The sequence below is a fragment of the Streptomyces sp. NPDC059816 genome (assembly GCF_042732055.1).
GTDB lineage: Bacteria > Actinomycetota > Actinomycetes > Streptomycetales > Streptomycetaceae > Streptomyces.
Genome location: NZ_JBHWIQ010000013.1, coordinates 72212 through 88535 on the forward strand (window position 1 = coordinate 72212; position 16324 = coordinate 88535).

The 16324-nt window shown below is 72.7% G+C and carries 14 protein-coding genes; 11 read left to right on the forward strand and 3 right to left on the reverse strand.

The features are described 5' to 3' along the window. The first annotated feature begins 44 nt into the window (after positions 1-44). The 9 genes from ACFV88_RS18585 (at position 45) to ACFV88_RS18625 (ending at position 9408) form a co-directional block, all read left to right on the forward strand. Positions 45-1697 (forward strand): ABC transporter substrate-binding protein, encoded by a 1653-nt coding sequence (locus ACFV88_RS18585; protein WP_385492447.1) that lies wholly within the window; start codon positions 45-47, stop codon positions 1695-1697. Continuing rightward, positions 1682-2683 (forward strand): ABC transporter permease, encoded by a 1002-nt coding sequence (locus tag ACFV88_RS18590; protein ID WP_385492449.1) that lies wholly within the window; start codon positions 1682-1684, stop codon positions 2681-2683. Before ACFV88_RS18585 ends, ACFV88_RS18590 begins: the two co-directional genes overlap by 16 nt. Further along, a complete protein-coding gene (locus tag ACFV88_RS18595; protein ID WP_385492452.1) occupies positions 2680-3489 on the forward strand; it encodes an ABC transporter permease in 810 nt (269 codons plus the stop codon). The genes ACFV88_RS18590 and ACFV88_RS18595 overlap by 4 nt, the downstream gene beginning before the upstream one ends. Next, positions 3486-5126: a dipeptide ABC transporter ATP-binding protein gene (locus ACFV88_RS18600; protein ID WP_385492454.1), complete on the forward strand. Its 1641-nt coding sequence runs from the start codon at positions 3486-3488 to the stop codon at positions 5124-5126. The genes ACFV88_RS18595 and ACFV88_RS18600 overlap by 4 nt, the downstream gene beginning before the upstream one ends. A 189-nt stretch (positions 5127-5315) precedes the next feature. After that, complete coding sequence (locus ACFV88_RS18605; RefSeq protein WP_385492457.1) at positions 5316-6503, forward strand: cytochrome P450; 1188 nt, start codon at positions 5316-5318, stop codon at positions 6501-6503. Positions 6504-6510: 7 nt separating this feature from the next. Further along, a complete protein-coding gene (locus tag ACFV88_RS18610; protein ID WP_385492460.1) occupies positions 6511-6717 on the forward strand; it encodes a ferredoxin in 207 nt (68 codons plus the stop codon). A gap of 52 nt (positions 6718-6769) precedes the next feature. After that, complete coding sequence (locus ACFV88_RS18615; RefSeq protein WP_385492462.1) at positions 6770-7960, forward strand: acyltransferase family protein; 1191 nt, start codon at positions 6770-6772, stop codon at positions 7958-7960. 27 nt (positions 7961-7987) lie between these two features. Then, a complete protein-coding gene (locus ACFV88_RS18620) occupies positions 7988-9217 on the forward strand; it encodes a cytochrome P450 (protein WP_385492465.1) in 1230 nt (409 codons plus the stop codon). Further along, complete coding sequence (locus ACFV88_RS18625) at positions 9214-9408, forward strand: ferredoxin (RefSeq protein ID WP_385492468.1); 195 nt, start codon at positions 9214-9216, stop codon at positions 9406-9408. The genes ACFV88_RS18620 and ACFV88_RS18625 overlap by 4 nt, the downstream gene beginning before the upstream one ends. A gap of 66 nt (positions 9409-9474) precedes the next feature. Here the strand turns inward: ACFV88_RS18625 and ACFV88_RS18630 are convergent, their stop codons facing one another. From ACFV88_RS18630 to ACFV88_RS18640, 3 genes are all read right to left on the reverse strand, one after another. Then, positions 9475-10485, reverse strand: coding sequence for an aldo/keto reductase (locus ACFV88_RS18630; protein WP_385492471.1), 1011 nt, complete (start codon positions 10483-10485; stop codon positions 9475-9477). A gap of 12 nt (positions 10486-10497) precedes the next feature. Then, positions 10498-11013: a hypothetical protein gene (locus ACFV88_RS18635; RefSeq protein WP_385492474.1), complete on the reverse strand. Its 516-nt coding sequence runs from the start codon at positions 11011-11013 to the stop codon at positions 10498-10500. Positions 11014-11094: 81 nt separating this feature from the next. Then, the gene (locus ACFV88_RS18640; protein ID WP_385492476.1) at positions 11095-11727 is read right to left on the reverse strand and encodes a TetR/AcrR family transcriptional regulator; all 633 of its coding nucleotides are present in this window, start codon (positions 11725-11727) and stop codon (positions 11095-11097) included. Between the two features lie 100 nt (positions 11728-11827). On the opposite strand from ACFV88_RS18640, the gene ACFV88_RS18645 reads away from it, so the two are divergent. Continuing rightward, positions 11828-13258: an MFS transporter gene (locus tag ACFV88_RS18645; protein ID WP_385492479.1), complete on the forward strand. Its 1431-nt coding sequence runs from the start codon at positions 11828-11830 to the stop codon at positions 13256-13258. Positions 13259-13511: 253 nt separating this feature from the next. After that, the gene (locus ACFV88_RS18650) at positions 13512-16322 is read left to right on the forward strand and encodes an AAA family ATPase (protein ID WP_385492482.1); all 2811 of its coding nucleotides are present in this window, start codon (positions 13512-13514) and stop codon (positions 16320-16322) included. Positions 16323-16324: the final 2 nt, after the last annotated feature.

Here is a 16324-nt window from a genome sequence, read left to right on the forward strand (position 1 = left end):
CACCGTGGCGACCAATCGTCATGAACCAAGCGATGAGGACACCGATGCACTCGGGCACACGGATACGTACACACAGACCCGCCACCGGGGCGGGCGCCACCGCGCTGTTGCTGGCGCTGGTGACCGCGTGCTCGGCGGACACCGGGGGAGGGGGCGGCAAGGCCGGCGGCCCGCCTCGCGAGGGCGGCACCCTGCGCCTGGCCATCGCCAAGGAACCCGAGTGCCTGGACCCGCACCAGAGCCCCACCGAGGCGGCCCGACTGCTGACCCGCCCGATCGTCGACTCACTGGTGCACCAGACCGCCAAGGGCACCTTCGAGCCCTGGCTCGCCAAGAGCTGGAAGGTCTCGCCCGACGGGCTGACCTACACCTTCGTCCTGCGCGACGACGTCACCTTCACCGACGGCGCCGCGTTCGACGCCGCCGCCGTGGTCGCCAACCTGGACCACGTGGCCGACCCGGACACCAAGTCCCTGCTCGCCTCCAGCCTGATCTCGGCGTACAAGTCCTCCCGCGCTGTCAATGCCCACACGGCGGAGATCACCCTCAAGCGGCCCGACTCCGGCCTGCTCGGCGCCCTCGCCCTGCCCAACCTCGGCATCGAGTCCCCGGCCACCCTCAAGGGCTCGCCCGCCACCCTCTGCAAGAAGATCGTCGGCACCGGCCCCTTCCGCACCAAGACCGGACTCGTCGCCCAGAAGGGCATCGACCTCGTCAAGAACCCCGACTACCGGTGGGCCCCGAAGTCCGCGGAACACTCCGGGCCCGCCCACCTCGACGGCATCGCCATCCAGGTCGTGCCCGACAACGCCTCCCGCAACGGCGCGCTCACCAGCGGACAGATCGACGCGGCCACCGGGCTCGACCCCACCAGCACCCGGAGCCTGCGCAAGACGCCCGGCTTCACCCTCCACACCAAGGACTTCCCCGGCGCCAACTACAGCTACTGGCCCAACACCGCGAACGGCCCGCTCGCCGACGTCGCCGTCCGCAAGGCCCTGCGCGCCGGCATCGACTGGGCCACCCTCGCGCGGAAGGTGTACTTCGGCCAGTACCCCGCCGCGGACGGCCCGCTGTCCGCCAGCACCCCCGGCCGCGCCGCCCAGGGCGCCGCCCACGCCCACGACCCGGCCGAGGCCGGCCGCCTCCTGGACCGCGCCGGCTGGACCGGCCGCGACAAGGACGGCTACCGCACCAAGAACGGCAAGCGCCTGAAGGTCCGCCACCTGTGGTCCGACCCGTCGATCACCAACCTCGCCGTACAGGTGCAGGCCGCGGCCAAGAAGCTGGGCGTCCAGTTCGTCGAGGAGAACGTCGACGGCGGCACCTTCGTCAAACGACTGCTCGCCGCCGACTACGACATCATCGACACCAGCTTCTCCTCACCGGGCCCCGACGTCCTGCGCGTCCTGTTCGGCAAGGAGAACATCCCCACCCCCGAGCGCGGCATCAGCAACAACATGGCCCGCTACGACGACCCGGAGGTGGAACGGCTCTTCCTCGCCGCCCAACGCGCCGAGGACCAGGCGGAACAGTTCCGGATCTACGGCGAGGTGCAGCGGAAGATCACCGAGGACGCGGCCGTGCTCCCGATCTACTCGCCCGTCTCCACCCTCGCCGCCCGCGACGCCGTACGCGGCACCGGCTTCACCGCCGACGGCTCCGCCGACCTCTACGCCGCATGGCTGACCTCCTGACCGTCGGGCCCGCTCCGGGAGACACCGCCCCGGAGCGGGCCCGCCGGGCCCGCCTCCTCCGGCTCGTCCTGGTCCGCGCCGCCGGCTCCGTCGGCGTCCTGTGGGGCGCCGTGACCCTGACCTTCCTCCTCATCCAGATCATGCCCGGCAGCACCGCCGACGTGCTGCTCGCCCGCTCCAGCGTCAGCCCGCAGATCCGTGCCGAGATCATCGCCCAGTACCGTCTCGACGACCCGCTGCTGATCCAGTACGCCACCTACCTCGGCCGGATCGTCCGCGGCGACTTCGGCGACTCGTACGTACTGCGCCAACCCGTCTGGGACGCCATCGGCTCCCAACTGCCCGACACCCTGCTGCTGATCCTGTCCACCCTGCTCGTCACCGCGGTGGGCTCCGTCCTGCTCGCCGTGCTCGGAGCCCACCGCCGCGGCTGGGTCCCGGCCCTGTTCGCCGCCGTGGAATCCCTGGTGGTGGCCCTGCCCCCGTTCTTCCTCGGGCTGCTCCTGCTCACCGTCTTCTCGTTCACCCTCCCCTGGTTCCCCACCGTCGGCACGACCGGGGTCAGCGGACTGGTCCTGCCCACTGTCGCCCTCGCCGCCGCGCCCACCGCCGTGGTCGCCCAGGTCCTGCGGGAAGGACTGCTACGGGCCCTGGAGGAACCCTTCGCGGTGACCGCCCGGGCCCGTGGCATCGGCGAACTGGCCCTGCGGTTCCGGCACGTGCTGCGCCACGCCCTGCTGCCCGCCACCACCCTGATGGGCTGGATCGCCGGCTCCCTCATCGGTGGTGCCGTCATCATCGAGATCGTGTTCTCCCGGCAGGGGGTGGGACGGCTGATGCTCTCCGCCGTGCAGAACAAGGACCTGCCCGTCGTCATCGCCGTGGTCCTGCTGGCCGCCACCGTCTTCGTCCTCGTCAACATCGCCGTCGACGCCCTGCAATGGCTGATCGACCCGCGCACCCGCGACACGGGGAGGCCGACGTGAACCGCCCCCGCATCGGGCTCTGGCTGGGCGTGGCGGTACTCCTCGCCCTGGCCGCCATGGCCGCCGCCCCCGCGCTCTTCACCGGCACCGATCCCAACGCCACCGACGTGAACGCCCTCCTGCAACCCCCCGGCAACGGTCATCTGCTCGGCACCGACCAGAGCGGGCGCGACCTGTACGCGCGGATCGTGTACGGAGCCCGGCCCTCCCTGCTCATCGGTGCCGGCGCGGTCGGTCTCGCCCTCGTCGGCGGCACGCTCGTCGGGGTCGCCGCCGCGCAACTCGGCCGGATCGCCGACCAGGTCATCAGCCGACTGCTGGACGTCGTCCTGTCCGTGCCCGGGCTGCTCCTGGTCTTCCTGGTGGTCGCGGTGCTCGGGCCGGGCGCCACCACGGCCACCGTGGGGCTCGCCGTGGTGTCCCTGCCCGGCTTCGCCCGGGTCGCCCGCGCCGAGGTGATCGGACTCCGCTCGAAGGCGTACGTCGAAGCCGCCCACGGCTTCGGCTGGACCCGCACCCAGGTGGTCCTCCGGCACGTCCTGCCCAACGCCGCCGGACCCGTCCTGGCCCTGGCCACCGTCTCCCTGGGCGCCATGGTCGTCGCCAGCTCCAGCCTCAGCTTCGTCGGCCTCGGCCCACGACCCCCCACCGCCGAATGGGGGGCGATGCTCGCCGACAGCCGGGAGTTCCTCGCTGTCGCCTGGTGGCCCGCCGCCTTCCCCGGCGCGGCCATCACCCTCGCCGTCCTCGCCGTCACCGTGCTCGGCCGGCACCTCCAACACACCCTCGACGGGAGACACCGATGACCGAGGCGACCACCACGGAATCCCCCGTGCACACCGCGGGCGGCGCCGAACTCGTCCGGGTGGAGGACCTCAAGGTGAGCTTCGGCCGCGGTCGCCGTCGGGTGGACGCCGTCCGCGGGGTGTCGCTGAGCATCCGGCGCGGACAGGTCGTCGCCGTGGTCGGCGAGTCCGGCTCGGGCAAGAGCGTCACCGCCCGCAGCCTGGTCGGCCTGGCCGGCGACGGTGCCGCCGTCGACGCCCGGGCCCTCACCTTCGACGGCATCGACCTGCGCCGCCTCGACCCCCGCCGCTGGCGCGCCCTACGGGGCCGCCGGGTCGGCTTCGTCCTCCAGGACGCGCTGGGTTCCCTCGACCCGCTGCGCCGCGTCGGCGCCGAGGTGGCCGAACCCCTGCGGGAACACCACACCGTGCCCACCGCCAAGATCCCCGCCGAGGTCGAACGGCTGCTCGCCGCCGCCGGAGTGCCCCGACCCCGGATCAGAGCCGCCCAGTACCCGCACCAACTCTCCGGCGGGCTGCGCCAGCGCGCCCTGATCGCCTCCGCACTCGCCGCCCGCCCCGATCTGCTGATCGCCGACGAACCCACCACGGCCCTGGACGCCACGGTGCAGCAACAGATCCTGCACCTGCTGCGCGAGCACGCCCGCGCCGGCACGGCCGTCCTGCTCATCAGCCACGACCTCGGCGTCGTCGGGGAACTCGCCGACCACATCCACGTCATGAAGGACGGCGTCTTCGTCGAGGAGGGGCCCGCCCGGCAGGTCCTCACCGACCCCCGCCACCCCTACACCCGCGCCCTGCTGGCCGCGGTCCCGGGGGGCGACACCCAGGCCGCTCCCGCCGAGCCCGGCCCGGTGCTGCTGCGCGCCGAGGACGTCGTCAAGCGGTACCGGTCGCCGCACGGGCCCGCGCTCACCGCAGTCGACGGGGTGTCGCTGACCGTGCGGGCCGGCGAAACCCTCGGCATCGTGGGCGAATCGGGCTCCGGGAAGACGACCGTGGGCCGGATGCTGCTGGGACTCGTGCCGCCCGACAGCGGCCGGATCACCCTCGACGGCCGCTCCTGGACCGAACGCTCCGCCGTCGAACGCCGCACGGACCGCCGACGCGTCCAGATGATCCACCAGTACCCACTGGGCTCCTTCGACCCGCGCTACACCACCCGGCAGCTGCTGGAGGAACCGCTGAAGGCGGTGCGCACCGCGCGCGGTGCCCGCGCGGCGCGGGTGGCGGAACTCCTGACGTACGTCGACCTGCCCGAGACGGTGCTCGACCGCCGGGCCCGCGACCTGTCCGGAGGACAGCGCCAACGGGTCGCCATCGCCCGGGCACTCGCCCCGGACCCCGACGTCGTCGTCTGCGACGAACCGGTGTCGGCCCTCGACGCCTCCGTCCAGGCCCAGGTCCTCGACGTCCTGGTACGGGTGCAGCAACGCCTCGGCGTGGCCTACGTGTTCATCTCGCACGACCTGGGGGTGGTCCGCAGGCTCAGCCACCGGGTCGCGGTGATGAAGGACGGCCGGGTCGTGGAGACCGGCTCCGCCCGGGACGTGTTCGGCGGCCCGCGGGACCCCTACACCAAAGCCCTGCTCGCGGCCGTCCCCCGGCTGGGCGCGACCGGACGAAAGCGGTTCTGAAGCCCCGCTTAACCGCTCTTGCCCATGGTGCCCGGGCTGCATAGCGTCGAGTCTCCGCAGGCTTGGGCGCTCTCCGCGATTCCCGAACGACCTGCGTTCCCTGAGTGCCCTGCGCTCGCCGTCTTCCCCGCCCCGCCCTTCTTCCCTGCGTTCTCCGATGTTCGCCTCCTGTGTGAAGGACGTAGCCCCATGACCGCATCCCCGCCGTACCCCCAGCCGCGCACCTGCCCCTACCAGCCGCCCGCCGGATACCGCGAGATCGGTGCGGCGGGACCGGTCCTCAAGGTGACCCTCTTCGACGGCCGCGAGGCATGGATGATCACCGGGTACAAGGAATCCCGTGACATCCTCACCCACCCGAACCTCTCCTCGCTGCGCACCCACCCCGACTTCCCCATCGTCGCCCCGCGGTTCCGCTCCCAGATCGCCCGCAGTCTCGCGCTGATCGCGATGGACCCGCCGGTGCACGACACCTACCGGCGCTATCTGAACCCGCACTTCAGCCTCAAGCAGGTGCGCCGCATGAAGCCGGAGATCGAGCAGATCGTCTCCGGATTCGTCGACCGCATCGTCGACCAGGGCCCGCCGGCCGACCTGATCCCGCTGCTCGCGGTGCCGCTGCCGTCCCTGGTGATCTGCCGCCACCTCGGGGTGCCGTACGCGGACCACGAGTTCTTCCAGGACGCCAGCGGCAAGGTGATGCTCGGCACGGAGGAGGAGTCGGCGACCGCGGCCCAGAACCTCGTCGACTACATCGACGCACTGGTGACCGAACAGATCAAGTCGCCGACGGAGGGCCTGCTCGGGCAACTCGTCACCGAGCGCGTCCTCACCGGGGACATCGGGCACGACGAACTGGTCTCCATCGCCCTCGTCCTGCTCATCGCCGCGCACGAGACGACCTCCTCCTCGCTGGCGCTCGGCGTCATCACCCTGCTCGAACACCCGGAGCAGTTGGCCAAGGTGCTGGAGGACGGCGACCGGCTGCCCGGAGCCGTCGAGGAACTGCTGCGCTTCATCGCCACCACCGACCTGGTCGCCACCCGGATCGCCAAGGGCGACATCGAGATCGGGGGTCACCTCATCCGGGCGGGCGAGGGCGTCCTGGTGTCCGGCACCCTCGCCAACCGGGACGAGGAGGCCCACGAGCGCCCCGACGAGTTCGACGTGCTGCGCGCGGACACCCACCACGTGACGTTCGGGTTCGGCATCCACCAGTGCCTGGGACAGAACCTCGCCCGCCTCGAACTCGAAGTGGCGTTCCGGGAACTGTTCACCCGCATCCCGGGCATCCGGCTCGCCGTCGACGTGGCCGAACTGCCCATCCTCGGCGCGGGCACGGTGCAGCGGGTGCTGTCCCTCCCGGTGGAGTGGTGACGGCGCCGTGCGGGTGTACGCGGACCGCGAGTCCTGCATCAGCGGCGGCCGTTGCATGGCCACCCTCCCCGAGGTGTTCGACCAGGACGAGGAGGGCCTCGTCGTGGTGCTCACCTCCCGCCCCGCGCCGGAGCACCACGCCAGGACCCGGAAGGCCGCCTACCTGTGCCCGGCGCGGGCCATCGACGTGACCGAGGGTCCGTCCGCGAACTGAAGCACCGCCCGGACGCGAGCGTCGCGAGCGGAAGAGAGAAGCGAGACCGAACATGCCACCCCACCCCCGGACGCCGGACGTCCGCCCCGCCGACGAGCCGTCCAGACTCCCGTCACTCACCGGAACCCGGTTCGTCGCGGCGTTCCTGGTCTTCCTCTGCCACGCCTTCGTGCTCGGCTACTTCCACCCGGAGACCGAGCGCGCGCTGCGGCCCTTCGCCTTCGCGATCGGCTGGCTCGGGGTGGAGTTCTTCTTCGTCCTGAGCGGGTTCGTCCTCACCTGGTCGGTGCGGGCGGGGCAGCCGGCGCGCCGGTTCTGGCGCCGCCGGTTGGCGAAGGTCTACCCGAACCACCTCGTGGCCTTCGCCGCCGCGGTGGGGGTCGCGCTCTGGTGGGGGCAGGACCTGGACGTGCTGAAGGCGCTGCCGGGGCTGTTCCTGGTGCACACCTGGTACCCGCAGCTCGACGTCATCCTCTCGGTCAACGTGGTCACCTGGTCGCTCGCCTGCGACCTGTTCTTCTACCTCGCCTTCCCCCTGCTGTACGCCGTCGTCCGGCGCATCCCCGCCCGCGGTCTGTGGGCGGCGGCCGGGGCGGTCGCCGCAGCGGTGATGGTGTTGCCCGCACTGGCCTCCGCCTGGCTGACCGGTGCCCCGCGGCTGCCGGGCCAGGACATGTCGCTCGTCCAGAACTGGTTCCTGGTGTCGTTCCCCCCGGTCCGGATGCTGGACTTCGTACTCGGCATGATCATGGCGCGCATCGTCCGTGAGGGCCGGTGGATCCGTCTCGGTCCGTTGGCCGCGTTCGCCCTCCTCTCCGTCGGCTTCGCGGCACAGATATGGCAGTTCCCCGGTGTGTACAGCCTGACGGCACCGATCGTGGTGCCGATCGCCCTGCTCGTCCCGGCGATCGCCGCGGCCGATGTGTCCGGAGGCCGTTCGGCGCTGCGCGGTCGGGTCGCCACCTGGTTGGGCACGGTGTCCTACGCCTCCTACCTGGTGCACTACCTCGTGCTGATCGCCGCGCACCGGCTGCTCGGCGCGGGGCGCACCTGGGACGTGCTGCCGGCGACGGGGCTGCTCGCCGCGCTGTTCGCCGTGACGACGCTGCTGGCCTGGGCGCTGCACCGGTTCGTCGAGGACCCGGGGATGCGCCGCCTGGGTCGGTCCCGGGACACGCCCGCCCCCGCCGAACACCGCCCGGACGTACGGGAGGCGCCGTCGGCACCCGCCCTCTCCGACTGACCCGAACCACGGAAAGGAACGTGCCCCTTGTTCTCCTACCCGCAGGACCGGACCTGTCCCTACCAACCGTCCCCCGGATACCAGGACATCGGGCGGAGCGGACCGCTGCGCCAGGTGGCGTTGTGGGACGGCCGGGCGATCTGGATGGTCACCGGACACGCCACCGCACGCAGGCTCCTCGCTGATCCACGGCTCTCCGCGGACCGTTCCCGGGACGACTTCCCGGTGGTGCTGCCCCGTTTCGAGGCGCCCATCTTCAAACCCCTCGCCCTCATCGGGTTCGATCCGCCGGTCCACGACGTGCACCGCAGGATGTTGGCCCCGCACTTCAGCCTCAAACGGGTGCGGGACCTACGGGGCGAGGTCGAGGAACTGGCGGGTCGCCTCGTCGACGACATGCTGCGCGCGGGGCCGTCCGCCGACCTGGTGCAGGACTTCGCGCTGCCGATCCCGTCCATGGTGATCTCCGAACTGCTGGGCGTCCCCTACGAGGACCACGAGTTCTTCGAGACCAAGACGATGAACCTGCTCCAGGCGAAGGACGCGGAGGGCGCCGAGGCGGCCGGCCGCGCCCTGTGGGACTACCTGGACGACCTCATCACCGCGACGGAGGCCCAATCCGACCCGGGGGAGGGGGTGTTGGCCCGGCTGGCCCGCCAGGTGGACGACCGGGACCTCACCCGCGACGACCTGTTGCGGATCGCCCTGGCCCTGCTGATCGGCGGCCACGACACGACCTCCCAGATGATCGCGCTCGGTGTGGTCACCCTGCTGGAACACCCGGACCAGCTGGCCGCGCTGCGCGGGGCGTCGCCCGAGGAGCTGCCCGCGGCCGTCGACGAACTGCTGCGGATCGTGTCCGTCACCGATGTGTCGGGGGTACGGGTCGCCACCTCGGACATCGCGGTCGAGGGGGTCGTCATCCGGGCCGGGGAGGGCGTGCTCGTCTCCTCCTCGATGACCAACCGGGACCCCGGGGTCTACGACGACCCGTACGTCTTCGACGTCCACCGCGGTGCGGGCCGCGGGGGCGTGCCGTCCGGTCGCCAGCACCTCACCTTCGGCTTCGGCATCCACCAGTGCCTCGGCCAGAACCTGGCCCGGATGGAGCTGGAGGTGGCGTTCTCGACGCTCTTCGAGCGGATTCCGGATCTGCGGCTCGCGGTGCCCGTCGACGAACTGCCGGTACGCACCGGCGGCACCATGCAGGGCGTGCACCGACTGCCCGTCACCTGGTCGGGGGAGGCACGCCGATGAGGGTGAACGCCGACCGGGAGCGGTGCATGGCCGCGGGCCACTGCGCGGTCACGGTCCCCGCGGTCTTCGACCACGGGGACGACGGGCTGGTCGTGGTCCTCGACCCCAAGCCCGACGAGGACGTCCGCGAGGAGATCGAACGGGCGGTGGACCTGTGCCCGTCCCGGGCGTTGTCGCTGGCCACGGAGTGACGCGGGGGCGGGGGACGCGGGCCGAGCCCCCGTCCCCCGCCCCCATCGGTGCGCCCCGCCGGGCGCTCAGAGGCCGATGTAGGCCATGCTCTGCTCGTTCCAGCGGGCGCCCCGGACCTCCGCCGGAGGAACCGCGGCGGTGACGGCGGCGAGGTCCTCCGCGCCCAGGGCGAGTCGCACCGCCGCCGCGTTCTCCTCCAGGTGCGCCACGTCACCGGTGCCCGGGATGGGGACGACATCGGGACCGCGCTGGTGGAGCCAGGCCAGCGACAGTTGGGCCGGTGACGCGCCGAGGCGGTCGGCGACGGCGGCGAGACGGTCGACCAGGGGCAGGTTCGCGGCGAGGTGCTCCGGGGCGAAGCGGGGGAGGCCGAACCGGCGGAAGTCGCCCTCGGCCAGCTGGTCCACCGAGCGGACGGCGCCGGCGAGGAACCCCCGGCCGAGCGGCGCGTACGGGACGATCGCCACGCCGAGGCGTCGGCACGTCGCCACCAGCTCCTGCTCGATGTCCCGCGACCACAGGGACCATTCGGTCTGGAGGGCGGCCACCGGGGCGACCGCATGGGCCCGGGCCAGCGTCTTCGGCCCGACCTCGCTCAGTCCGAACTCGCGGATCTTCCCCGCCGTCCGGAGTTGCGCGAGTGCCCCGACGGTCTCCTCCACGGGCACGTTCCGGTCGATCCGGGTGAGGGTGAACAGGTCGATGTGGTCGACCCCGAGGCGTCTGAGCGAGGCCTCGCAGCTCGCCCGGACGTGGGCCGCGTCCCCGCGGATGCCCGTACCGACCCCCGGGCCCGGCCGGACGACCCCGAACTTGGTGGAGATCACCGCCTGTTCGCGTCGCCCGGCGATCGCCTTGCCGATCAGTTCCTCATTGGCTCCGTGGCCGTAGACGTCCGCCGTGTCCAGGAGCGTGACGCCCAGGTCGAGGGCGTGCCGGACGGTGGCGATGGCCCGCTGCGGGTCCACGGGGCCGTAAGACCCGTAGAACTCGGACAGCCCGAGACAGCCCAGGCCCTGGGCCCCCACGGTGAGCGAGCCGATCGTGCGGGTGGGCAGCGGGGCGGTACGGGTCATCGGTCGGTCCCCTCACTTCTTGTAGACGACGATCGACGACTCGTACGTGCTGTGCGATTCCTTGACCAGCGGCCGGAACTGCCGGAAGCCGATCGCGCCGCGCAGGGGTCCGCCGACCACGACGGCCGGGAAGGTCGCGTGTTCGCCCGCCGTGAGCCGGGCGTCGTCGACCAGTCCGCCCGCCCTGATGACGTTCCCGTCGTGGAGGGTGATCTCTTCGCCGAAGTAGGCGATGAAGTGGCCGTCGCCCGGCTGGCGGTAGAGCATCCGGCCCGCGCCCTCGGTCCGCCCGAGCGGTGCGCCGTCCGGGCCGAAGATCTCCAGGGACACGGTCGCGAAGTCGTTCTCGGTGGGGCTGGTCCCCGTGGGGTCGGGGTTGTTCGACCGGTAGGCGACCACCTTCTCGGTGAGGTCGCGCAGGATGAGCGACCGGCTGGTGTCACGCAGGGCGCCCACCTCCGTCGAGTCGGTCTTCGGGGGCGTGGCGACCAGCGGCAGCAGCCGGTCGTACAGGACCTGCAACACCACGATGAGCCCTCCTGATGCGGGATGCGCCGATTCCCGTAGACGCTAGGAGGCCCCGCTCAACCGGTTCTAAAGGACGCGGACTCACCGACCGGGCGGCCCGAAGGGTCCGGGCGGTCCGGCCGCCGGGGCGTGCACGACGATCCCCTCCAACACCAGGCGCAGGAACCGTTCGCTGCCGTCGTCCTGCCCCGGCCGTGCGTTCTCGCGGACCCAGGCCGCCCCGCTGAGCAGGTCGAACAGTTCGTCGGCGGTGAGGTCGGGGCGGATCCGGTCGGCCCGCTGGGCGGCGCGCAGCAGGTCCGCCCCGCTGCTGTGCATCGCGGCGCACGCGGCGTGCGAGGGCGTGCCCTCGTCGTACATGCTCTGGGTGAGGATGCCGACGAGCCCCCGGAACGTGCTGATGTGGTGGACGGCGCAGTCCATCCACTCCGTCAGTGCGGCCAGCGGGTCGTCCTCGTCGGCCAGGCCCTCGGCGCGGGCGATGAGGTGGGCGAGACCGTCCCGGGTGGCCGCCTCGACCAGCGCGGCCCGGGTCGGGAAGTGGCGGTAGAGGGTGCCGATCGCCACCCCGGCGCGGGCGGCGATGTCCTCCAGGGCCGCGTCGGAGCCCTCGGCCTCGAACGCCTTGCGGGCCGCGGCGAGGATCGCGTCGTAGTTGCGGGCGCCGTCGGCCCGTTTCGGGCGCTGCGCGATGTAGGGCGGGGCGTCTGTCACGGAACCTCCACTTGACTACCTGAGGATGCCTCAGGTTAACTGCATCCGCCTAACCTGAGGCTGTCTCACCATAGTATCCCGCGCTGACCGTGGAGGACCCATGACCGCAGACACCGCCCCCGGCGAGCTCCCGACGGGCGCCGCGCCGCCACAGACCTCCTGGGCCCTGGCGCTCACCGCGATCGTGGGCGCGGAGTTCATGCTCCAACTCGACGGCACCATCGTGAACGTGGCCCTGCCGGCCCTCCAAGAAGACCTCGGCGCCTCCGTCGCCTCGGCCTCCTGGGTGCCCAACGCCTTCCTCCTCGCCTTCGGCGGGCTGCTGCTCTTCGCCGGCCGACTCGGCGACGCCCTCGGCCACCGCAAGGTCTTCCTCGGCGGCATCTCCCTGGTCGTCGTGGCCTCCCTGATCGCCGGCCTCGCCCCCAACCTGGAGGTCCTGCTCTTCGGACGGGCCCTCCAGGGCATCGGTGCCGCCATCGCCGGCCCCACCGGCCTCGCCCTGCTCGCCCTCGTCTTCGAAGGGGAACGCCAACAGCGCGCCTTCGGCCTCTACTCCACCGTCGCCGGCCTCGGCGCCTCCGGGGGCATGGTCCTCGGCGGCCTGCTGACCTGGGCCGGGGACTGGCGCTGGAGCCTGTTGGTCAACGTTCCCGTGGGCCTGGCCCTGCTGCTCCTCGCCGCCAAGACCCTGGGCCTCAAGGACGGCCCCACCCGCCCCCGTTCACTCGGCCTGCCCAGCGCGGCCCTGGTCAGCGGAGCCGTCACCTCCGGCGTCTACGGCCTCGTGCACGCCGCCGAGAAGGGCTGGGACGACCCCTGGACCATCGCCGCGCTGACCGCGTCCGCCGTGCTGTGGACCGCCCTCTTCGTCGTCGACTCCCGCAGCGCGGAACCACTGCTACCGGGACGCATCTTCGCCGACCGGGTGCGCGCCGGGTCCTTCCTGAACCTGCTGCTCCTCGCCGCCGTCCTCACCAGCTTCCTTATCTACCTCGTCCAGTACCTCCAAGGAGTGCTCGACCTCAACGCCCTCCAGAGCGGCCTCGCCATCCTGCCCTTCGGCCTCGCCCTGCTGGTCACCACCCAGGTCCTCACCAAGCACCTCGCACCGATCGACCTCAAGCTGCGCGCCATCGGCGGACTGGTCGTCGTGCTGGCCGGCGTGGCCTGGCTGACCCTGCTCGACGGGAACAGCTCCTACGCCACCGGGGTGCTGCCGCAGATCGTGCTCATCGGCGTCGGCGTGGGCGTGGCCATCGTCCCCTTCAACATCATCATCCTGTCGACGGCCCCGCCCGAGTACGCCGGAGTCACCGCGGGAGTGCTCCAGACCGCCCTGACCATCGGCGGTTCCGTGGGCCTCGCCGTCCTCCTGATCCCCTTCACCGCCGACGGCGGAGCCGTCGCCGACACGATCTCCGACGTGTTCGTCTGGGCCTCGGCGCTCACCGCCCTCGCCATCGCCGTCGCGGTGTTGTTCTGGTACGGCCCCGGCGCCCGCAAACCGGAGCCCGCCGCCCAGGACTGACTTCCGCCCGGCGGCCGGGACGCCTCACGGAACGACACGACGGCCGACGACGGACGACCCTCCACCAGGACCGGGATCCGCGCTTCCACCGGCGGATCCCGCCGAAGCGTACGAGCGGTTCCGTGAACGTTATGTTGCGTGATAAACCGCTCTCTCGGTGCTCTCCTATGCTGGCGGAGCCCTCAGCGGTGCCCGGGACCCGAGAGGCGTCCCGACCGCCGTTGCAGCAGACCGCGGAAGGAGACCGGCCGACATGGTCACCGCTCTCGCAGGGACGAAGACGCGCACCGCCGTCCGCCGCACGGAACTGGAGGCGCTCCGCGACCTCGTCCGATCGGCGACCGCCCGCCGGGACGCGACCGTGGAACTCACCGGGGACCCGGGGTCCGGCAAGACCGCGCTGCTCGCCGCACTCGCCGCCGAAGCCCGGGCCCAGGGCGTCGTGGTGTTACGCGGACTGTGCACCGCAACCGAACGGGAACCGGTGCCGCTGCGCCCCTTCGCCCAGGCGTTCGGCGGACTCGAAACCACCGGAGCCGGCGGCCCCGCGTTGACCCTCGGCACCGCCGCCCTGGTGCACAGCCTCGCCCGCCCGCCCCGGGACCCCACCGCACTCGTCCCGTCCGGCGGCGGACTCACCCGCGGCTGCCACTACTTCGGCGAGCTGCGCCGCATGATCGCGGACTGCGTCGCCGCCGTGCCCCACGGTCTGCTGCTCGTCCTCGACGACTTCCACTGGGCCGACCCCTGCTCGGTGCGACTCGTGGAAGCGCTGATGCGCCGGCCCATCGGCGGCGGCCTCGGGATCGTCATCGCCCACCGGCCGCGCCAGGCCCCGGTCGGTCTGCGCCTGGCGGTCCGCCACGGCGTCGAACTGGGCACCGTCGAAGAGGTGAACCTGGCACCACTGACCCTCGCCCAGAGCGCGGAACTGCTCGCCGTCCGCATCGACGCCCCCGACCTCGACCGACTCCACGAACGCAGCGGCGGCAACCCCCTGCACCTCACCGCACTGGCCGCCGAGGAGGGCCCGCCCGACGACCCCGGACACCTGGCCGTGCGCCGCGGCCTGGAGACCCGACTGCTCACCGAGTGCGCACCCCTCGACCCGGACGAACGGCTCGCCGCACACGCGGCGGCCGTGCTCGGCGAGTCCTTCGACGTCGAATCCGTCGCGATCGTCGCCCAGATGGCCCAGGACCAGGCGTGCCGGGCACTGGGCTCGCTGCGCACCCGCGACCTCGTCCGCGCCGCACCCCGCAGCAGCGCCCTGGCGTTCCGCGACCCCCTGCTGCGCGACTTCCTCTACGGCGAGGCCGACTCCTGCTGGCGGCTCGCCGCCCACCGCAGGGCCCTGACCCACCTCACGGCCCTGGGAGCCCTCCCGTTCGACCTGGCCCCGCACGTGGTCCTCTCCGGTTCCCTCGCAGCCCCCCGGGACCGGGCGGTGCTCGGCGCCGCCGTGAAGGAGGCACTGCCCGCGGGACGCACCGCCCTCGCAGCCCAGTGGACCGCCGCCGCCCTGCGCCTGCACCGCGCCGCCCGCGAACCGGCGCTCGCGGCGGATCCGCCCACCGGCCCCGACGCCACCTGCTCACCGGGCTGCGAGCTGTGGCTCCCCGTGGTCCAGGCCCTGGCTGCCGAGGGCGACGTCACCCATCTGCGGACCCTGACCCGCGAGATCCTCGCGACGCTCGCCGACCTGCCGCCCGCCGACCGCATCCCCGCCGTCGCCACGATCGCCCTGGTCCAAGCGACCCTGGGCCTCCCCGACGAGGCCGGGGCGCTGCTCGCCCCGCTCCTCGCGGCCCTGCGCGGCACGGGCAGACCGGAGGCGGCCCTCCAGGTGCAGTCCCAACTGGTCCTGGTGCTCGCCGGGCAACTGCCCTCCCGCGCCGATGTGGAGGTCCTCGCCCGGCACACCGAAGCCGCCCCACCGATCACCGCCGCCGGCGCGCTCGCCCTGCGCGGACTGAGCACCGTCTTCGCCGGGGACCTGAGCGCCGCCGAGACCGACCTGGACACCTGCGCCCAGATCCTCGACGGTCTGGAGCCCCACGGCCCCGGCACCCCGGCGGAACTGGGCGGCGCCGACGTCTTCGCCGGCTACCTCGCGGTGCTGGCCTGCGCCGAATCGGCGATGGGCTGGTACGGTCCCGCGCAGGCGCACGCCGAGCGCGCCCTCGCCACGGCCCGGCTGCGCGGCGACGCCCATCTGCTGCCCATGCTCCTGAACGTCCTGGCCTACGTCGGCTACCAGGACGGGCGGATGTCCGAGGCGCTGGAGTCCGCCCAGGAAGCACGGTCGCTCGCCCGGGCGACGGGCAGCGACCACCACGTGGCCCTCGCCGACGCCGTCACCGCCGCGGCCTGGGCGTGGCTCGGGGACGCCGGGCCGCACCCGACCCGCCCGGACAGCCACGGGGCGGTGACCGGAGAGGTTCCCCGCACCTCGGTCATCGCCCTGCTGCACGCCGAGGCGGCCCTCGCCGCGGGCGACGGCCACACCGCGCTCGCCCTGCTGCTGCCCGCCCGGGACGCCCGGCGCGTGCCCCAACCGGCCCGCATCCTCGCCGCCCGGGTGTACGAACTCCTGGCCGCCGCGTCCGTGGTCACCGGCGTCGACGCGACCTGCTGGGCGGAACGCGCCGAAACGGCAGCCGCCGAGGCCCAGGTGACCGAGCAACGCGGATACGCACTCCTCGCCCGTGGCCACGTCCTCCTCGCCCGCTCCCTGCCGGCGGACGCGGCCCACTGCTACCACGAGGCACATGCCCTACTGGGCGAGACCACCGCCGGCATGCGCGCCCGTGACCTGGCCCGCATCGCCACCCTGGCCTGCGGCAACGGCGAGACCGCCGCCGCCGCGGACGGCCTCGCCGAACTGACCCTCCGGGAACGGCAGGTGGCCGACCTCGCGGGCCAGGGCCTGAAGACCCGTGACATCGCCGAACGCCTCCTGGTCAGTCCACGCACCGTCGACGTGCACCTCACCCGCATCTACAGCAAGCTCGGCGTGCACAGCCGGGCCGCCCTGGTGCGGCTGCTGGCCCGGGCCGCCTGACG